The organism is Halopiger aswanensis (genome assembly GCF_003610195.1).
Lineage (GTDB): Archaea > Halobacteriota > Halobacteria > Halobacteriales > Natrialbaceae > Halopiger > Halopiger aswanensis.
This window is the reverse complement of record NZ_RAPO01000001.1, coordinates 622,236-639,382: the sequence shown is the minus strand read 5'-3', so window position 1 is coordinate 639,382 and position 17,147 is coordinate 622,236. Positions and strand designations below refer to the sequence as shown.

Sequence of the window (17,147 nt, the reverse complement as noted above, 5' to 3'; positions counted from 1 at the left end):
TGAACCGATAGGATTCTCCGATGACGCTTCGAACGCACCTCTGCGACGCCCTCGAGATCGAGTCCCCGATCGTGCAGGCGCCGATCGGCAGCGCGACGAACCCCGACCTCGCGGCGGCCGTCTCGAACGCCGGCGGTCTGGGCCACCTCGCGGTGACCTGGCGCGACCTCGAGGAAACGCGGGACGTAATCCACGACACCCGCGAGCGGACCGACGCGCCGTTCGCGGTCAACCTCGCGCTCGACGACGCGACGACGGTAGTTGACACTGAAGACCATCTCGAGGCCGTCCTCGAGGCGGGCGCGCCGATCGTCTCCTTCTCGTTCGGCGACGCCGCGCCGTACGTCGATCGGGTACACGACGCCGGCGCAGTCGCGATGCAAACGGTCGGCAGTGCGGCCGCTGCACGCGAGGCGGTCGACGCCGGGATCGACGTCGTCGTGACGCAGGGCCTCGAGGCGGGGGGCCACGTTCAGAGTGAAGTCGCGACGACGGCGCTCGTCCCGCGGGTCGCGGACGCCGTCGGCGACGCGGTTCCGATCGTCGCCGCGGGCGGCATCGCCGACGGCCGGGGAATCGCGGCGGCGTTCGCGCTGGGCGCCGACGGCGCGTGGCTCGGCACCCGGTTCGTCGCGACCGAGGAAGCGACCGTTCACGAGGAGTACCGCCGCCGACTAGCGGAGAGCAACGAGACCGGGACCGAGTACACGACGCTGTTCGACAAGGGCTGGCCGGGCACGCCCCACCGCGTGCTCGAGAACGAGACGCTCGAGCGCTGGGCGGACGCAGGCCGACCGCCAGCCGGGGAACGGCCCGGCGAAGACGACGTGGTCGCTCGAACCGGCGACGGCGAGCCGATCGAACGCTACGACGAGGCGCTCGCGACGCCCGACGTCGAGGGCGATATCGAAGCGATGGCGCTGTACGCCGGTCAGAGCGTCGGTGGAGTCGACGACGTTCGTCCGGCAGCAGCGGTGCTCGAGGATCTCGTCGCGGAAACGACCGCAGCGATCTCGAGTCTCCCCGGCTGTGACGGGTGATCGGCGTCCCTACCGGCGGCGAACGACGACCTTGCCGCTCGCGGAACCTACTTTTCGCTCCGACGCCTAGGGCGTGCTATGTCTTCGCAGGACGGGCGCGCGTCCTCGACTGAGACCCGCGACGACGGGACGGAGCCGGGGATATCGGACGCGACGGCCGATGAAAGCGGCGCGACCGGTGAGACTGAACAGGTGTCGCTCCCCAGCGACGCCTTCCAGGCGCTGGGCAACGACGTCCGAACGGGCATCCTCGAGACGCTCGCCGACCGGACCACGGGCGAGGGCGCCTCGAGCGCGTCGTTCTCCGAACTGTTCGAGGCGTCCGACGTCGACACCACCGCGGGATTTGCCTATCACCTCCGGCAACTCGAGGGGTCGTACGTGCGGAAGGTCGGGGATGGTAGCGAGGCCGGCGAAACCGAGGACGGCGAGGGCTACGAACTCACCTACGCCGGCCGTCGCATCGCGCAAGCGATCGCGGCCGGAACCTACACCCGTCGCGTCGACCACCCATCGGTCGCCCTCGAGGACCCCTGCCCGTTCTGCGACCGCGAGACGCTCGAGGCGCGCTCGCGGGACAACGTCGTGACGGTGTCCTGCGCCGGCTGCGACCGCACCGTGCTCGATCTGGGCTTCCCGCCGTCGGGCCTCGAGAGCCACGGCGACGAGTTTCCGGACGCGCTCGACCGGTACCACCGTCACCGACTCGGACGCATGCGGGGCGGACTCTGTCCGGACTGCGGCGGAACTGTCGCTGCACGACTCGTTGAACCCTCGGAGGACGTTCAGGACGAACTTCCAGCCGAACACGCCGACCACGTGCAGGCCGAACTCGAGTGCGAGTCCTGCGGTACGACGACGCGCTGTCCCGTCTCCCTCACGCTGCTGGATCACTCCGCGGTCGTCGCCTTCTACCGCGATCACGGTCGCGAGGTCGACGACCGTCCCATCTGGAACGTCGGCGCCGAGTGGGCCGAAGCGGTCCTCTCCGAGGACCCGTTCGCCGTCCGCATCGTCGTCGAATTCGAGGCTGACGTCCTCGCGCTGTACGTCGACGAGACGCTCTCCGTGGTCGACGTCCAGCGATCGACGACCGATCCGACCGACGAAGCGGCCTCGGATGCGGGTTCCGAGCCCGAGACAGAGACGCGAGCCGACGCGTCCGCCGAAACGGTGTCGCCGCAGCCGGAGCCTGACGTCGACGCCGGGCAGCCGGCCGACTCGACCGCCAGTACCGGCTCTTAGTCGAGTTCGAGTTCAGCGAGCAGCGACGCGAGGTCGTCGCCGGTCCGCTGCGTGATCGGGCTCGAGGCCGCTGTCTCCGATTCTCCGGCCTCGAGCGTCCAGACGTCGACCGTTTCCGGCGTTAGTTCTGGTTCGTCGGTCGTCGCCGCCAGCGCCTCGAGCGCGGTCGCAGTGCCCTGCTGCAGGTCGCCGGAAGCGGACTCGCCGTCACCGAGCCGGTCCTCGAGGAACTGCCGCACGTCCCGGCCGCCGTTGCCGACGGCGACGGCTCGCCAGCCGTACGGCGTGCCGCTGGGATCGACCTCGTAGAGTTGCGTCCCCTCCGTGCCGTCCGGATCGACGCCGGCGACCAACAGTGCGACCCCGTACGGTCGCGAGCCGCCGGTCTGGGTGTGCTCCTGGATGTGGTCGGCGAGACGCTTCGCGAGCAGTTCAGCGTCGATCGGCTCGCCGTAGCGCAGCCGGTGTCGCTGTGCCTCGCGGCGCGCGACGTCGACTAGTTGGCGGGCGTCGGCGGCGTGGCCCGCCGAGGCGATCGCCAGGTGGTCGTCGATCCGGTGGATCTTCTCGACCGTTCCAGCCTCGAGTAGCGGCGACCGGACCCGTTTTCGGGCCGCCAGGACGACGCCGTCGTCGGCGACGACGCCGACGCTCGGCGAGCCGCGTTCGACGGCTTCCCGCGCGTACTCGACCTGGTAGAGCCGGCCGTCGGGCGAGAAGATGGTGTGGCCGCGGTCGTAGGCCTGCTGGTTGGCGCTCGAGTCCATCTTAGATCGCCCCCTCGCTCTCGTTCTCGTCGCTGTCGACCGCCGAAACCGCGCGCTCGAGATCGTCGTACCGCTCGATCGCGAGGTCGTCGTCGGTGATCGTCGCGATCGTCATTCCGTCGCCGCTGGCGGTGTCCCGCTCGGCGGCGCTCCGGACCGCACGGGCCGCGATCGGTCGCAGTTCCGCGACCGATCGATCGGGCTGGTAGGCGGCCTCGAGCGCCCCGTAGGCGAGTTGCATCCCGCTGCCGCTGGCCGCGTAGGGCGCTTCCATGACGCCGCCACCGCCGCCGATCTGGTAGACCGCCGGTTCGTCGTCGACGCCGGCTAAGACCAGATCGAGGATGCGGTAGGGGCCGCGGCGGACGAGGTCCCCGGCGACGGTCGCCGCCGTCTCGACGGACGCGGGACCGTCGCGCTCGAGGTCGTACTGGCTGAGTTCGGCCCGCAGGTGGCGCACGAACGACTGCGCGTCGCTGACGCTGCCCGAAAAGGCGACGGCCGTCCGATCAGCGACGGGCTCGATCTTCCGGGCCGTTTTGTTGGTCACGAACTGGCCGCCGAGGCTCGCTCGCGCGTCGGCCGCGAGAACGGCCCCGTCCGCGCCGGCGAGGCCGACCGTCGTCGTGCCCGTCTTGATGATGGCGTCGCTCGGCGTCGAATCGGCTCCGCCGTCGCCTGCGGACGGCCGTGCGTCGCGAGTCGGTGCACCGATCGCTCCGATGCGGTCGTCGGGTTCGAATCGCGTTGGTGGTCTCGAGTGCATCACCGAAACCGAGGGGCCTCGAGCGAATATATGTTAGCTAAAATATATTTTAGCGGCGGGTGCGTACGAACGTCAGCTGGGTGCGGACCGTGAACTCACCGTCGCCGAATCGTGCAACTCCGGGCGAAGTTTCATGGTATCACACACGAAAACTGCGTAATCAATGGCGATGGGTCTGTTAGCGATTCTGGCGATAACGGTCCTCGGGACGTTCCTCATCGCCGGGCTCTGTCTCTCCTACGCGATCGCGGCGGACGCGAACGCACGCGGCGCAAACGGCAGCATCTGGGGCCTTTTCGCCTTCGTATTCTCGCCGATCGCCGTTCCCGTGTATCTGCTCCACCGGCGGGAGTTGCCGCGGCGGACCGACTCGCCAGGTCGCCTCGAGCGGATCGCCGGCTCGATCGGCGTCGGCGTCGCCACCGCGGTTATCGTCGGCGGGATCGTCTCGCCGCCGGATCCGTACAGCCTGATTCTCTACGCCGGGCCGTTGATCGTCCTCTTCGTTCCCCTGGCGTTCGTCTGCTGTTACGAGCCGGGGTGGCGCGCGCTGGTCGCGTGAGCCGTGGGCGGTTCCGCTCAGAGGTCCATCCCGCCGTTGATATCGATCACTTCGCCGGTGATATAGGACGATTCCTCGCTCGCCAGGAACCGGACGAGGGCGGCGATGTCCTCGACTTCCGCGAGGCGCTCGAGCGGAATCCCCGCGATGATCCGATCGAGCACCTCGTCGGGGACGCTCTCGACCATATCGGTGCGCGTGAAGCCGGGCGCGACGCAGTTGGCCGTCGAACCGCCCTGGGCGAGTTCGAGGGCGATCGTCCGCGTGAAGCCGAACATCCCGCTTTTGGCGGCGGCGTAGTTCGCCTGGCCGAAGTTCCCCTGTTTGCCGACGACGCTCGAGATGTTGATCAGTCGCCCTTCCTCGGCTTCCCAGATGTCGTCGTAGAACTCCTGGGTACAGTTGAACATCCCGCCGAGATTGACGTCCATAACGCGGTCCCAGTCCTCGCGGGTCATCTCCGTGAACTGCTTGTCGGCGGTGATGCCGGCGTTGTTGACCAGCACGTCGGCCGGGCCGAACGCCTCGTGGCAGACCTCGCGCATGTGTGCGACCTGATCGCGGTGGGTGACATCCGCCTGGGCCGCGACGGCCGAACCGCCGGCGGTTTCGATCACGTCGACGGCTTCCTTCGCCGCTCCCTCCGAGGAACGGTAGTTGATGACGACGTTCGCGCCTTCCTCTCCAAGGTACTCGGCGATCCCCCGGCCGATGCCGCGCGCCGACCCGGTGATGACGCAGGTTCGTCCGTCCATGGACATGGCTGCTCGCACGTTCGACCTCCGGTGGTAAATAATAGCATGCAAGGTGATACGTTCCGCGCGACGCGACTGTTCACGCAGACTCGAAAACGAACGTGACGGTCCGAGATCGGGACCGACTCGAGCGAGCCGGTCTCGGGGGCCGCCGCGACGGGTTAGCGGCCGTTACCGCTCGGCGGCCTGTTCGATCCAGTCCTCGACGCGACTCGGCGAGAGGCCGGTCTCCGCGGCGAGTTCGGCGGCGTCAGCGTCGGCGAGCTGGTCGAACGTCTCGATGCCGGCCGCGGCGAGTTGGTCGGCGTAGGCCTGCCCGACGCCGCTCAGTTCGGTCAGGTCGTCGGTCTCGTCCTCGATAGCGGACTCGGAGTCCAACTCCTCGTCGGTGATGTCCTCGGCGACGTCTTCGTCGACGGTCATCTCGCCCGGCGCCGCGGGTTCGTCCTGCACGTCGTCTTCGCTGCGCGCGGCGATTTCCTCGTCCGACCGATCCTCGCCGTGGAACTCGCTCGTCTCGTCGTCGATGTCGATCTCGGTAGCGTCCGCGTCGGTACCTGACTCGACGTCCACGCCGCCGTCAGAGAGGTCGTCGGGACCGCTCTCGTCGCCTTCGACGTCCTCGGCGAGCGCGGCGTCTTTCTCCTCGGGTTCGGGCGTCTCGGGCTCGGATTCGACCTCGGTACCGTTCGAGCGCTCCTCGAACCACTCGCAGACGTCCGGCCAGAGTTCGTCGTGGCTCCGCGAGGAGACCGACATCCCGATGTGGCCCGTCGCGAACTCCATGATCTCGGTGTCTTCGGCCGGGATCGCCTCGTTGAACGGCTTGGACGCCCCCGGCGGGATGAGGTGGTCGTACTCCGCGACGATCTGCAGCACCGGCATGTCGATGTTCGCGAGGTCGACGCGCTCGCCGCCGAGCTCGAGCTCGTTCGCGTAGAGCTTGTTCTCCTGGTAGATGTCGCGGATGAACTCCTCGTAGGCCTTGCCGGCGACGTCGATACCCTCGTCGAGCCACCGCTCCATGCGGGCGAAGTTCTCGACGAAGTCCTCGTCCTCCACGTTGTCGTAGAAGCGGACGTACTTCGTCACGTTGTTCGCGACGGGGTCCATCAGCGCGAAGCCGGTATCGAGGAAGTCCGCGGGGACGTTGTCGAACGTCTCGGTAACCGTCTCGGGATCGTAGTAGTCCTCGGCGCCCCACAGCTCGAGGACGCCGCCCTCGCCGGCGAAACAGAGGCCGGCAGCCATCAGTCCGAGGTTGCGGACCTTCTCGGGGTAGAGCGCGGCGTACATGGCCGACATCGTGCCGCCCATGCAGTAGCCGAGCACGTTGATCGCGTCCTGGCCGGAGCGGTCGCGGACGACGTCGACGCAGTTGTCGATGTACCGGTTGACGTAGTCGTCCAGTCCCAGCGAGCGGTCCAGCTTGGAGGGCTCGCCCCAGTCGATCAGGTAGACGTCGAAGCCGGCCTCGAGCAGCCGGCGGACGACCGAGCGGTTCGGCTGCAAGTCGAGGATGTAGGGCTTGTTGATCAGCGCGTAGACGATGAGGATCGGGACGTCGTGTTGCTCCTCCGTCTGCGATTCGTAGTGGAGCAGCTCGAGCTTGTTCTCCTCGTAGACGACCTCGCTGGGCGTCTGGCCGACCTCGATGTTCTCGATGGTTTCGGTTCGATCGGGCGCGACTCGGCTCTTCTCGGCCAGATCGGCCGTCGCCTCCCAGGCCTGGCGCTGGATGTCCAGGACGGTTGCGTAGGGATTTTTCATGGTTTCACTCCTGGTCCTCGTCCTCGAGGTGCTCGAGGATCCGGTCGAGCTTCCGCTCGACGTCGTGCTGGCGGCGCTCGAGTTCGACGAGGCGGTCGCCGACTTCGACGACGTCCTCCTCGGTCGCGAAGCCGAGCGTTCGCAGCGTCTCCTGGGCGGCCTCGTCGGCCTGCTGCTGGAGTTCGAGGACGTCGCCGACGGTTTCGCCGGTCATCCGGGCGAAGGCCGTCGTCGACATGACGTCCTTGAACGCCTCGTTGGCCGTGTTGAGCCAGATGTCGCGGAACTCCTCGATGTCGACGTCCTCGCCCTCGAGCTGGTCGTTGACGCGCTCGACCATCTGCTGGGAGGCGTTCATCCAGGTTTCGTAGGCCTTCGCGTAGCCTTCGACGCCCTCGGACATCTCGTTGTCTTCGGTCGCCTGACCGACGGTTTCGGACCAGCTCTCGACGAACTGCGCCTGCGCTTCGACGTTCTCCTCGAGCGCCTCGAGGAACTGCTCGTTCCACTGTTCGACGAACGCGTTCCAGTTCTGGGCCTGCGGGGGTTGCTGTGAGTCTGCCATAGTGTAGTGTGGGGGAAGGTAACGTAGTGGTGGTTCGGGACCGTGCGTGAAAAAATCGGGGCTGGACGGCGTTACGCCGAAGCGTCGAACTCGTCGGCGGCCTGCTCGACGTTCTCGGCGACTGCGGTGACGTTCTCCTCGACCTGCTCGTGAGCTTCGAGGGCGGCGTCGAACGACGTGTCGACGGCCTCGGCGTAGTTCGCGACGAACTCGTCGTAGGCTTCCTCGGATTCCTCGAGGGCGTCGACGGCGGCCTCGAGCGACTGGAGCTGGGCCTCGGTCGCGGAGTCGACGCCGTCGTCGACGAGGTCGCGCAGTTCAGCGAAGTCGGCGCTGCCCTCGGGCATCGACGCCTCGAGCGCGTCGAAGTAGGCGTGGACGGCGCCTTTCGTCAGTTCGGCATTGGACTCCACGAGACTGCTGGAGTTTTCCATAGCGTCGGCGAACGCGCCGATCGAGGCCTGCTGTGCCTCGAGGGCGTCGTGGGTGAGCGTCTGGGACTGTTTGACGGCGGTACGCTGGGCGTCGAAGAACGCGGTGATGGGGTTCTGAGTCATGGTGGATTCGGTGTGGGTGTGAGTGTGGTTTGATCCGGGTTCGGTTTCGGGTTCGAGCCTGGTCTGCGGGGACGACTACTCGTCGCGATCGCGTTTGACGGGGACGACGATGGTCTGGACGATATCGCCCTCTTCGATGTCGAGGGCCTCCCGTTCGGGTTCGGGAATGCTGATCCGACCGCCGCTCTGGACCCGGGCTTTGAACGTCGCCGTGCCCATGTTCATCGGCCCGAAGGCCGACATGTTCTCGAGCGGGTTGGCCGAATTCGCCTGGAACAACTGTTTCATCATCTCCTGCTGGGATTGCGCGACTTGCTCGCCCGCCTCCTGCATCTCGTCGAACATCGCCGGCGGGAACCAGAGCGATCGGTCGGAGTCGTCCGTCATCAACTAAACCAACGAGCGCCGCGCTAATAAGCGTTACCACTAGATGCCATCTAATGACATCAGATGGGCCGAGTAGGTTCGGAAGGGGTCGGGTCACTCGAGGGACGGGCCGCTTGTCGCTCGAGTCAGCAGCGGCGGCAACGGCGACCGCGCCGACCGCGCCGACCGCGCCGCCGGTGAAGGTCGTCCGTCGCGGTCCGTGGCGGAGGATACTGGCCTACTTGTTCAGCCAAAGAATCATTACCACGCCATCCCAAACAACGATAGATATAGATGTCACAGAATTCCGGGCGGAATAACCTCGCTGCCATGACGAACGCGTGGACAGCGATGACTCAGAGTTTCCTCCGCAGTGCCACTGCCGCCAACCGGGCAGCCCTCTCCGCGATGGTCCCCGACGGTCACGACGCGACGGCCGATGACGGGATCGTTCCCGCATCGATTCCCTCCGTCGATCACTCGAATCTCGACTGGACGTTCGAGCGTACCGTCGACAGCCGCGAGGCCATCGGCGTCGGCGACGCCGTCACGTTCGAAAAGACCCTCTCCGACGAGGACGTTCGCGCGTTCGCCCAGATCAGCGGCGACACGAACCGCCTCCACCTGGACGACGAGTTCGCCGCCCAGACGCGGTTCGGCGAGCGGATCGTCCACGGCACGCTCGTCGCCGGGCTCATCAGCGCCGCGCTGGCGCGCCTGCCCGGCTTGACGATCTACCTCTCGCAGGATCTGGAGTTCCGCGGCCCCGTCAAAATCGGCGACCGCGTCTCGGCCCGCGTCGAGGTCGTCGAGGACCTCGGCAACGACCAGTTCCGCCTCGAGACCCAGATCCGCGACGAGTCCGACGACGAGACGGTCATCGACGGCGAGGCCGTCGTATTGGTCGACGAACTACCCGACGAGTAGACGACACGGCGCCACCGCAGCGTCGTCACGTCCTCGTACCGCTTCTCCACAGTATAAGTAGTTCCTCGCGGAACGGCCGTACATGACACTGTTCGGGACCGCCGGGATTCGCGGTCCGGTAACCGACGTGACGCCGGCGCTGGCCCTCGAGGTCGGTCGGGCCGCCGGCGAACCAGGCGCAACGTTCGTCGTCGGGCGCGACGGCCGGGAAACGGGGCCGGCGCTCGCCGCAGCGATGGAAGCCGGCCTCGAGAGCGCGGGCGCGGACGTCTACCGGCTCGGGCAGGTGCCGACGCCGGCGCTGGCGTACGCCTCGCAGGGCCGACGCGGCGTGATGATCACCGCGAGTCACAACCCGCCGACGGACAACGGCATCAAACTCTTCGCCGACGGCGTCGAGTACGACCGCGACGCCGAACGCGCGATCGAGGACGCCGTCGCCGCCGCCGACGACGGCCTCGCGGCGTGGGACCAGTGGGGCGAGTCGGCCGGTCTCGAGATTCTCGAACAGTACCGCGATGCAGTCGGGGACTACGTCCGCGAGCAGTTCGCCTCGAGCGACGACACGGACGCCGAAACGCCGACCGCCCGTCCCCTCGCCGGCCTCTCGATCGCGGTCGACTGCGGCAACGGTATGGGGTCGGTTGCGACGCCGCACGTCCTCGAGCGCCTCGGCGCCGAAGTTACCGCGGTGAACGCGAACGTCGACGGCCACTTCTCCGCGCGCGAGAGCAAGCCGACGCCGGAGACGCTGACCGACTTCATCGAGTTCATGGCGACCGACTCGAGCGGCGCCGGCGCGAGCGGCGGACAGTTCGACCTCGGCCTCGCTCACGACGGCGATGCCGACCGACTCGTCGTCCTCGGCCCCGACGGCGACGTGATCCACGAGGACACCGTCCTCGCGGTCGTCGCGGAACACTACGTCGCCGCGAGCGACGCCGCCGACCCCGTCGTCGTGACGACGCCGAACGCCTCCGCCCGGATCGACGAGCGGGTCCGCGAGGCCGGCGGGCGCGTCGAACGCGTTCGCCTCGGCGCGTTACACGAGGGCATCGCGCGCGAGCGACGGCAGGGCGACGCGGACACCGCGGTCGTCTTCGCCGCCGAACCCTGGAAGCACATCCACACCGCCTTCGGCGGCTGGATCGACGGCGTCGCGAGCGCCGCCGTCGTCGCTGCACTCGTCGCCGACGCCGGTAGCACCGACGCGCTTCGCGAGCCGGTCACCGAACGCCCCTACCGGAAGGTCAGCGTCGACTGCCCCGACGACGCTAAACCCGCGGTCATGACGGCCCTCGAGACCGAGCTTCCGGACGCCTTCCCCGACGCGGCCGTCGACACCGACTACGGCGTGCGCCTCGAGTTCGACGACGCCTCCTGGGTGCTCGTGCGCCCGAGCGGGACCGAGCCCTACGTGCGGATCTACGCCGAGAGCGAGACGGTCGACGACCTGATCGCGGACGCGCGGACGGTCGTCGAGTCGGCGGTCGACGACGCGAACTGACCGCCCGCGTCGATTTTCCCGATGAATCATCGGATGAAACACAAGTGAACTGTTCGGGTTGGTGGTGGTTCTCACCCGCGTACGAGTGATTCCCATGCACTCGTTTATTCCGTGCCGCAGATTCCGACGAGTATAAACCAATTGTTTGCGCTAGTCGCTCCTATGCCACGTAACAGACGAGCTGTTCTGAAGGGGATGGGTGTTGCTGGACTCACGGCGATGGCGGGCTGCGTCGGCGGGTTCGGCGAGGAATCGGGCGACGCGAGCGCGCAGGTCGGGATGGTCTACGCGACCGGCGGCCTCGGCGACGACTCGTTCAACGACATGGCCAAGCAGGGTGTCGAAGACGCGCGCGAGGAGTTCGACATCACGTACGACGAGACGGAGCCCGGTTCGGAGGGTGAATTCGAGGGCGCACAGCGCGACTTCGCCGAGAGCGGCGACTACGATCTGGTCAACTGCATCGGCTACGCCCAGAAGGACGCGCTCTCGGAGAACGCGCCGGAGTACCCGGACCAGAACTTCATCATCGTCGACGACGTCGTCGAGGAGGACAACGTCCGGAGCTACGTCTTCGGCGAACCCCAGGGGTCGTTCCAGGTCGGCCAGCTGGCCGGGCTGTTGACCCAGGAGGAGTTCTCGGCCGGTGCCGGCGAGACGAACCCCGACGCCGACGTCGTCGGCTTCGTCGGCGGCACGGAATCGCCGCTGATCGAGTCGTTCCACGCCGGCTTCCAGGCCGGCGTCGAGCACGCCAACGAAAACGCCGAGGTCGTCTCGACGTACGTCGGCGGATTCAACGACACCGCCGGCGGCCAGCAGGCCGCCCGAACGATGTACCAGGACCAGGACGCGGACATCATCTTCCACGCGGCCGGCCGCACCGGGATCGGCGTCTTCCAGGCCGCTCAGGACGAGGGCCGGTTCGCGATCGGCGTCGACAGCGACCAGTCGCTGTCCAACGCGGACTTCGCCGACGTCATCATCGCGAGCATGGTCAAGCGCGTCGACACCGCGGTCTACACCGCGATCGAGTCCGTCGTCAACGACGAGTTCGCCGGCGGCGAGACCGAGACGCTCGGCCTCGAGCAGGAGGGCGTCGGCGCCGTCTACGGCGACCAGATCGGCGACGAGATCCCCCAGGAGATCAAGGATCAGGTCGACGAGTCCAGACAGCAGATCATCGACGGCGAGATCGACGTTCCAAGCGAACTGTAACCGATGACCGAGTCGGGAACGGGAACGACTGACGGGGCAGCACCGACCGATTCGGGGTCGGACGCGCGGGGCGGCCGCCGTTCCGCCGACCTGGATCGAGACCGGGAGAGCACCGGCAGCGACCTCGCCGTCCACTTGGACGGCATCACGAAGCGGTTCCCCGGCGTCGTCGCCAACGACGACGTCGACCTGCAGGTCGAGCGCGGGACCGTCCACGCCCTGCTCGGCGAGAACGGGGCCGGGAAGACGACGCTGATGAACGTCCTTTACGGACTCTACGAGCCCGAAGAGGGGCGCGTCGTCGTCGACGGCCGGGAACGAGCGTTCGACTCCCCGCGAGACGCCATCGACGCCGGCGTCGGGATGATCCACCAGCACTTCATGCTGGTCGACACGATGACCGTCGCCGAGAACATCGCGCTGGGCAACGAGCCGACGAAGTGGTTCGGGATGGCCGTCGACCGCGAGCAGGTCGAGCGCGAAGTACGGGACCTCTGCGATCGCTACGGCTTCGACGTCGATCCGCAGGCGACGGTCGAAGACTTGAGCGTCGGCGTCCAGCAGCGCGTCGAGATCCTCAAGGCGCTGTTCCGCGGCGCCGACGTGCTCATTCTCGACGAGCCGACCGCCGTCCTCACGCCACAGGAGGTCGAGGGCCTCTACGACGTCCTGGACGAACTCACCGCACAGGGGAAGACGATCATTTTCATCACGCACAAACTCGAGGAGGCGACCCACGCCGCCGACGCGATCACCGTCCTCCGGGACGGGGAGTCCGTCGGCACGGTCGACCCCGAGCGCACGACCCGGGAGGACCTGGCCGAGCGCATGGTCGGCCGCGAGGTCCTGCTCGAGGCCGAATCTGAACCGGTCGAGACGGGCGATGTCGTCCTCTCGACGGGGGACGTCGCCGTCGAGGACGAGCGCGGCGTCGACGTCGTCTCGGGAATCGATCTGGACGTCCGCGCCGGCGAAATCGTCGGTATTGCAGGCGTCGACGGCAACGGGCAGGCCGAACTGATCGAAGCGATCACCGGGCTGCGGACGCCCGACGAGGGGACGATCACCTACGAAGGGACCGACATCACCGACTGGTCCCGCCGCGAGCGAATCGAGGCCGGGATGGCCTACATTCCGGAGGACCGCCACGAGCGCGGGCTCGTCATGCCCTTCGACCTCGTGGAGAACGGCGTGCTCGGCAGCCAGCGGTCGCCGGCGTTCGCCAACGGCGGCCGCATCGACTGGGCCGAAGTCCGCGACCACGCCGAGGAAATCATCGAGACCTACGACGTTCGCCCGCCGAACGCCGACGCGGACGCCCGCTCGTTCTCCGGCGGAAACCAGCAGAAGTTCATCGTCGGCCGCGAGTTCGAGCGCGATCCGTCGCTGGTCATCGCGACGCATCCGACTCGCGGGGTCGACATCGGCTCGACGGAGTTCATCCACGACCGCCTGCTCGACCTCCGCCGCGAGGGGGTGGCAATCTTGCTCGTCTCCTCGAAACTCGACGAGGTTCGCTCGCTCTCGGATCGGCTGGCGGTCATCTACGAGGGCGAGTTCATCGACGTCACCGATCCGGACGCCGTCACCGAAGAGGAACTCGGCCTGCTGATGGCCGGACAGGAACTCGAGGCCGACGGCGGCCGTGCCGGTACCAGCGCCAACGGTGCCGACGGCGCCGCCGGCACCGGGGGTGACCCCCGATGAGCGCCTCGAAGGAGCGCCTCGAGCGCCTCCTCGAACGATTGGTTCAGGCGTCGGTGCTCGAGCGGGTCGTCATCAGCGTCGCCGCGCTGCTGGCCGCCGTCCTCGTCGGCGGCGTGCTGGTGTTCGTCTCCGGGGGCATCGCCTCCTGTCGGACCGGCCTCGAGCTGGCCGGCACGACGTTCTGTTACAACCCGATGCAGGTCTACTACGAGCTGTTCCTCGGGGCCATCGGCCACCCGCTCGAGGGCGGCTGGAGCCCCACGAACTACAGCCTCGCGCGGACGCTCCAGCAGACGACGCTGCTGGTCTTTGCGGGACTGTCAGTTGCGGTCGCGTTCCGCGCCGGCCTGCTCAACATCGGGACGCAAGGTCAACTCGTCTTCGGCGGCCTCGCGACGGCCGTGACGGTCGTCTACGCGGCGACGATCGTTCCCGGTGGCTTCATCGGGACGATCGTCCTGATTCCGCTGGGCGTGCTCGCCGGCGCGGTCGTCGGCGGCCTCTACGGGGCGCTGCCCGGCGTCCTCAAAGCCTACGCGGACGCCAACGAGGTCATCACGACGATCATGCTCAACTTCGTCGCGACCGGGGTCACGTCGACGATGCTCTCGCAGTGGTTCCAGGACCCCAACAGCACGAACCCGCGGACCGAGCGAATCCCCGAGTACGCCGAGATTCCGACCGTTCCGTACGTCGGGTTCGGCGGGTCGGCGAACTTCTCGCTGCTCGCGCTCGGCTTTGCCGTCGCGCTCATGGTCGGCATCGCCTGGCTGTTCGCCCGCACCTCGTTCGGCTACGAACTGCGGACGAGCGGCACCCAGCCCGCGGCGGCCGCCTACGGCGGCGTCGACGAGAAGCGCATGACCGTCGCCAGCATGACCCTCTCGGGCGCGCTGGGCGGCGTCGCCGGCGCGTTCTGGGTGCTGATGGTTCACGGTAGCTGGCTCGAGAACGTGCCGTCGATCGGCTTCGACGGGATCGCAGTGTCGGTGCTGGCCGGCAACAACCCGATCGGCGTCGGCGCCGCGGCGTTCCTGTTCGGGGTGTTAGACAGCGGCGGAAACTCGATCGGGACGTCGACGGACGTCCCGCCGGAACTGGTCGGCATCCTCACCGGCCTGATCATCCTGTTCGTCGCGATGCCGGAGTTCTTCCGGATGTTCGGGCGACGGTTCGTCGACCTCGAGACGACGCGGCCGGCCCGTGCGGACGGCGGCGACGCCGATGCCGCTGCTGAGACTGGAGGTGACACCGATGAGTAAGCCCACCGGAACCCCGACCGACACGAACGACGCGGACGCTGACGAACCGACACTGCCGTTCTCGCGGCGAACCACCATCGGACTGCTCGGCGCCGGCGCCGTGCTGGCCGTCTGGATCGTCGTCGGCCTGCTCGCCCCCGACTCGTGGGCCGGCGTGTTGCTCTCGATCGCAGCCAGTCCGAGCACGCACACGGCGATGCTCCGGCTGGCCGTGCCGATCGCGCTGGCGGCGATCGGCGGCATCTTCGCCGAGAAAAGCGGCGTCATCAACATCGGCATCGAGGGGCTGCTCATCGTCTCGGCGTTTAGCTCGATCGTCGCCGTCCACTGGCTCGGCGTCGGCGAGGCGACGGCCGGCCTGTCGAATCACTGGTGGGGCCTGCTCGTCGGAACGATCATCAGCGTGCTGTTCGCGCTGCTGTTCGCGGTCGTCTGTATCGAGTTCAAGGCCGACCAGATCATCGCGGGACTCGCCGTCTGGCTCATCTCGCTCGGGCTGGCGCCGTTCGCGTCCCAGATCGTCTTCGGGAGCCCGAACACCGCCAGCGTCGGCCGCTTCTCGAGCGTGACGATCCCGGTCCTGTCGGACCTGCCGCTCGTCGGCTACCTGCTGTTCGACACCGAACCGCAGGTCTACATCATGCTCGCGGGCGCAGCCATCGGCTGGTACCTGCTCGCCCGGACGAACTTCGGGCGCTGGGTCGTCGCCAGCGGGGAGAACCCCAAGGCGCTCGACACGGCCGGCGTCGACGTCCGCAAGGTCCGGTACGCCGCCGTCCTCCTCTCGGGCGTGTTCGCCGGCCTCGGCGGTGCCGGCTTCGCGCTGGGCGACCTCGGAACGTTCGCCGGCGGCGGCGACACGGCGATCAACGGCCGCGGATTCATCGCGATCGCGACCTACCTGCTCGCGAACTACCACCCGATCGGCGCCCTGCTGGGCTCGTTCCTCTTCGCCGGGCTCAACGCGGTGCAAAACGGGATGCAGGCGGCGGGGTACGCCATTCCGACGGAGCTCATCCGCGTCATCCCGCACATGACGGTCATCGTCGTCCTCGTGCTCGTCGGCCGCACGCGGCTGCCCGACGCCGCCGGCGATCACTACGAGTCCGGCGAGGACTGAGCACCGGGTCGCGTCTCGCCGTCGATTTTCACCCGACGAATCGCCGACAGCAGTGCCTTCTTGTCTCCGCCCCGCACAGTAGGGTGCATGGCTGATTCCGACGACTCCGACGACTTGCTCGAGCGCGCACGCGAAATCCAGTCCCGGGCCCACGTTCCCTACTCCGAATACCGCGTCGGCGCCGCCCTCGAGACGGCCGACGGCGCGGTCTTCGTCGGCTGTAACCTCGAGAACGCGAACTTCAGTAACAGCCTCCACGCGGAGGAGGTGGCGGTCGCCGAGGCGGTCAAGCGAGGCCACGACGACTTCGCGCGGATCGCCGTCAGTTCCGGCCGCCGGGACGGCGTCACTCCCTGCGGGATGTGTCGCCAGACGCTCGCGGAGTTTTGCGACGACGATCTCGTCGTCATCTGCGACGAAGGCGAAGGCGAGGCGCCGACCGAGTACACGCTCGGCGACCTGCTGCCGAATACGATCTCTCAGGAGACGCTCGAGGACGACTAGGACTCCGATTCGGGGCGTCCGGCGAGCCGCCGCTCGAGGCGCTCCCGCAGAACCGTCCGGTGACACCGCTTCTTCTCAGTGTTCTCGAAACAGACGAGGGCGATCGACTCGCCCGACTCGAGTCGGTCTACGAGTTCCTCGAGCGCCGCCTGCGCGTCCGTTGACGTCTCGAGGTGGTCGCAATAGGCCTCCTCGAACCCGACCTGATCCCAGGCCGCGTTGTGGGCGCCTTCCTCGCACAGCCCCTGCATCTTCATGTCCTCCTCGATCTCGCGCATCGACTCGAGCAGGTCGGCGGGGGGCCCGAGTTCGGGGTGGTTCTCGTCGACGGCCGCGTGAAACCACGGGGCCGGCTGTCGGACGACGCCGACGTAGGTTACGTCCTCGGGGACATCCGCTAAGTCGTGCTGAATGGCGGCGACGTAGGTATCCGCGAGTTCCCACTCGCTCTCCCCTTGCGTCTCGGTACCACGAGACTCGATTGCCATATTCGGTCTACGCGGGCCCCG

18 protein-coding genes are annotated in these 17,147 nt (G+C 67.7%); 10 read left to right on the top strand and 8 right to left on the bottom strand.

Translation table 11 applies throughout. The features are described from left to right. Positions 1–20: 20 nt before the first annotated feature. A complete protein-coding gene (locus ATJ93_RS03090; protein WP_120243155.1) occupies positions 21–1,040 on the top strand; it encodes an NAD(P)H-dependent flavin oxidoreductase in 1,020 nt (339 codons plus the stop codon). A 78-nt stretch (positions 1,041–1,118) separates the two neighbouring features. Beyond that, positions 1,119–2,285: a DUF7351 domain-containing protein gene (locus ATJ93_RS03085; RefSeq protein WP_245977499.1), complete on the top strand. Its 1,167-nt coding sequence runs from the start codon at positions 1,119–1,121 to the stop codon at positions 2,283–2,285. Here ATJ93_RS03085 and ATJ93_RS03080 read toward each other — a convergent pair. Both ATJ93_RS03080 and ATJ93_RS03075 read right to left on the bottom strand, forming a co-directional pair. Next, positions 2,282–3,052, bottom strand: a complete 771-nt coding sequence (locus tag ATJ93_RS03080) for an archaeal proteasome endopeptidase complex subunit alpha (RefSeq protein ID WP_120243154.1) — start codon at positions 3,050–3,052, stop codon at positions 2,282–2,284. The two genes, ATJ93_RS03085 and ATJ93_RS03080, sit on opposite strands and share 4 nt — an antisense overlap. Before the next feature lies 1 nt (position 3,053). Further along, complete coding sequence (locus ATJ93_RS03075) at positions 3,054–3,818, bottom strand: proteasome subunit alpha (RefSeq protein WP_245977498.1); 765 nt, start codon at positions 3,816–3,818, stop codon at positions 3,054–3,056. Between the two features lie 163 nt (positions 3,819–3,981). On the opposite strand from ATJ93_RS03075, the gene ATJ93_RS03070 reads away from it, so the two are divergent. Further along, positions 3,982–4,380, top strand: a complete 399-nt coding sequence (locus ATJ93_RS03070) for a hypothetical protein (protein ID WP_120243153.1) — start codon at positions 3,982–3,984, stop codon at positions 4,378–4,380. 17 nt (positions 4,381–4,397) lie between these two features. Here ATJ93_RS03070 and ATJ93_RS03065 read toward each other — a convergent pair whose 3' ends face one another. The 5 genes from ATJ93_RS03065 to ATJ93_RS03045 all read right to left on the bottom strand — a co-directional run bounded on the left by ATJ93_RS03065 (position 4,398) and on the right by ATJ93_RS03045 (position 8,414). Next, positions 4,398–5,141 carry a beta-ketoacyl-ACP reductase gene (locus ATJ93_RS03065; protein WP_120243152.1) on the bottom strand — a complete coding sequence of 248 codons (744 nt, stop codon included), beginning with the start codon at positions 5,139–5,141 and terminating at the stop codon, positions 4,398–4,400. 165 nt (positions 5,142–5,306) lie between these two features. Further along, the gene (phaC, locus tag ATJ93_RS03060) at positions 5,307–6,905 is read right to left on the bottom strand and encodes a class III poly(R)-hydroxyalkanoic acid synthase subunit PhaC (protein ID WP_120243151.1); all 1,599 of its coding nucleotides are present in this window, start codon (positions 6,903–6,905) and stop codon (positions 5,307–5,309) included. 4 nt (positions 6,906–6,909) lie between these two features. Next, positions 6,910–7,470, bottom strand: coding sequence for a poly(R)-hydroxyalkanoic acid synthase subunit PhaE (locus tag ATJ93_RS03055; protein ID WP_120243150.1), 561 nt, complete (start codon positions 7,468–7,470; stop codon positions 6,910–6,912). 71 nt (positions 7,471–7,541) lie between these two features. Beyond that, positions 7,542–8,027: a hypothetical protein gene (locus ATJ93_RS03050; protein WP_120243149.1), complete on the bottom strand. Its 486-nt coding sequence runs from the start codon at positions 8,025–8,027 to the stop codon at positions 7,542–7,544. Positions 8,028–8,102: 75 nt separating this feature from the next. After that, a complete protein-coding gene (locus tag ATJ93_RS03045; RefSeq protein WP_120243148.1) occupies positions 8,103–8,414 on the bottom strand; it encodes an AbrB/MazE/SpoVT family DNA-binding domain-containing protein in 312 nt (103 codons plus the stop codon). 273 nt (positions 8,415–8,687) lie between these two features. Here ATJ93_RS03045 and ATJ93_RS03040 point away from each other — a divergent pair, with 273 nt between their 5' ends. The 7 genes from ATJ93_RS03040 (at position 8,688) to cdd (ending at position 16,638) form a co-directional block, all read left to right on the top strand. Then, the gene (locus ATJ93_RS03040; RefSeq protein WP_120243147.1) at positions 8,688–9,320 is read left to right on the top strand and encodes a MaoC family dehydratase; all 633 of its coding nucleotides are present in this window, start codon (positions 8,688–8,690) and stop codon (positions 9,318–9,320) included. Positions 9,321–9,402: 82 nt separating this feature from the next. Further along, complete coding sequence (locus ATJ93_RS03035; protein WP_120243146.1) at positions 9,403–10,827, top strand: phosphohexomutase domain-containing protein; 1,425 nt, start codon at positions 9,403–9,405, stop codon at positions 10,825–10,827. Positions 10,828–10,989: 162 nt separating this feature from the next. After that, positions 10,990–12,045 carry a BMP family lipoprotein gene (locus ATJ93_RS03030; protein WP_120243145.1) on the top strand — a complete coding sequence of 352 codons (1,056 nt, stop codon included), beginning with the start codon at positions 10,990–10,992 and terminating at the stop codon, positions 12,043–12,045. 3 nt (positions 12,046–12,048) lie between these two features. Beyond that, a complete protein-coding gene (locus ATJ93_RS03025; RefSeq protein WP_120243144.1) occupies positions 12,049–13,752 on the top strand; it encodes an ABC transporter ATP-binding protein in 1,704 nt (567 codons plus the stop codon). Beyond that, positions 13,749–15,014: an ABC transporter permease gene (locus tag ATJ93_RS03020; RefSeq protein ID WP_120243143.1), complete on the top strand. Its 1,266-nt coding sequence runs from the start codon at positions 13,749–13,751 to the stop codon at positions 15,012–15,014. The genes ATJ93_RS03025 and ATJ93_RS03020 overlap by 4 nt, the downstream gene beginning before the upstream one ends. Continuing rightward, on the top strand, positions 15,007–16,134 hold the full coding sequence (locus ATJ93_RS03015) for an ABC transporter permease (RefSeq protein WP_120243906.1): 1,128 nt from the start codon (positions 15,007–15,009) through the stop codon (positions 16,132–16,134). The genes ATJ93_RS03020 and ATJ93_RS03015 overlap by 8 nt, the downstream gene beginning before the upstream one ends. An 87-nt stretch (positions 16,135–16,221) precedes the next feature. Continuing rightward, positions 16,222–16,638 (top strand): cytidine deaminase, encoded by a 417-nt coding sequence (gene cdd, locus ATJ93_RS03010; RefSeq protein ID WP_120243142.1) that lies wholly within the window; start codon positions 16,222–16,224, stop codon positions 16,636–16,638. On the opposite strand, the gene ATJ93_RS03005 is transcribed toward cdd, so the two are convergent. After that, the gene (locus ATJ93_RS03005) at positions 16,635–17,126 is read right to left on the bottom strand and encodes a DUF488 domain-containing protein (RefSeq protein ID WP_120243141.1); all 492 of its coding nucleotides are present in this window, start codon (positions 17,124–17,126) and stop codon (positions 16,635–16,637) included. The genes cdd and ATJ93_RS03005 overlap by 4 nt on opposite strands. Positions 17,127–17,147 lie beyond the last annotated feature (21 nt).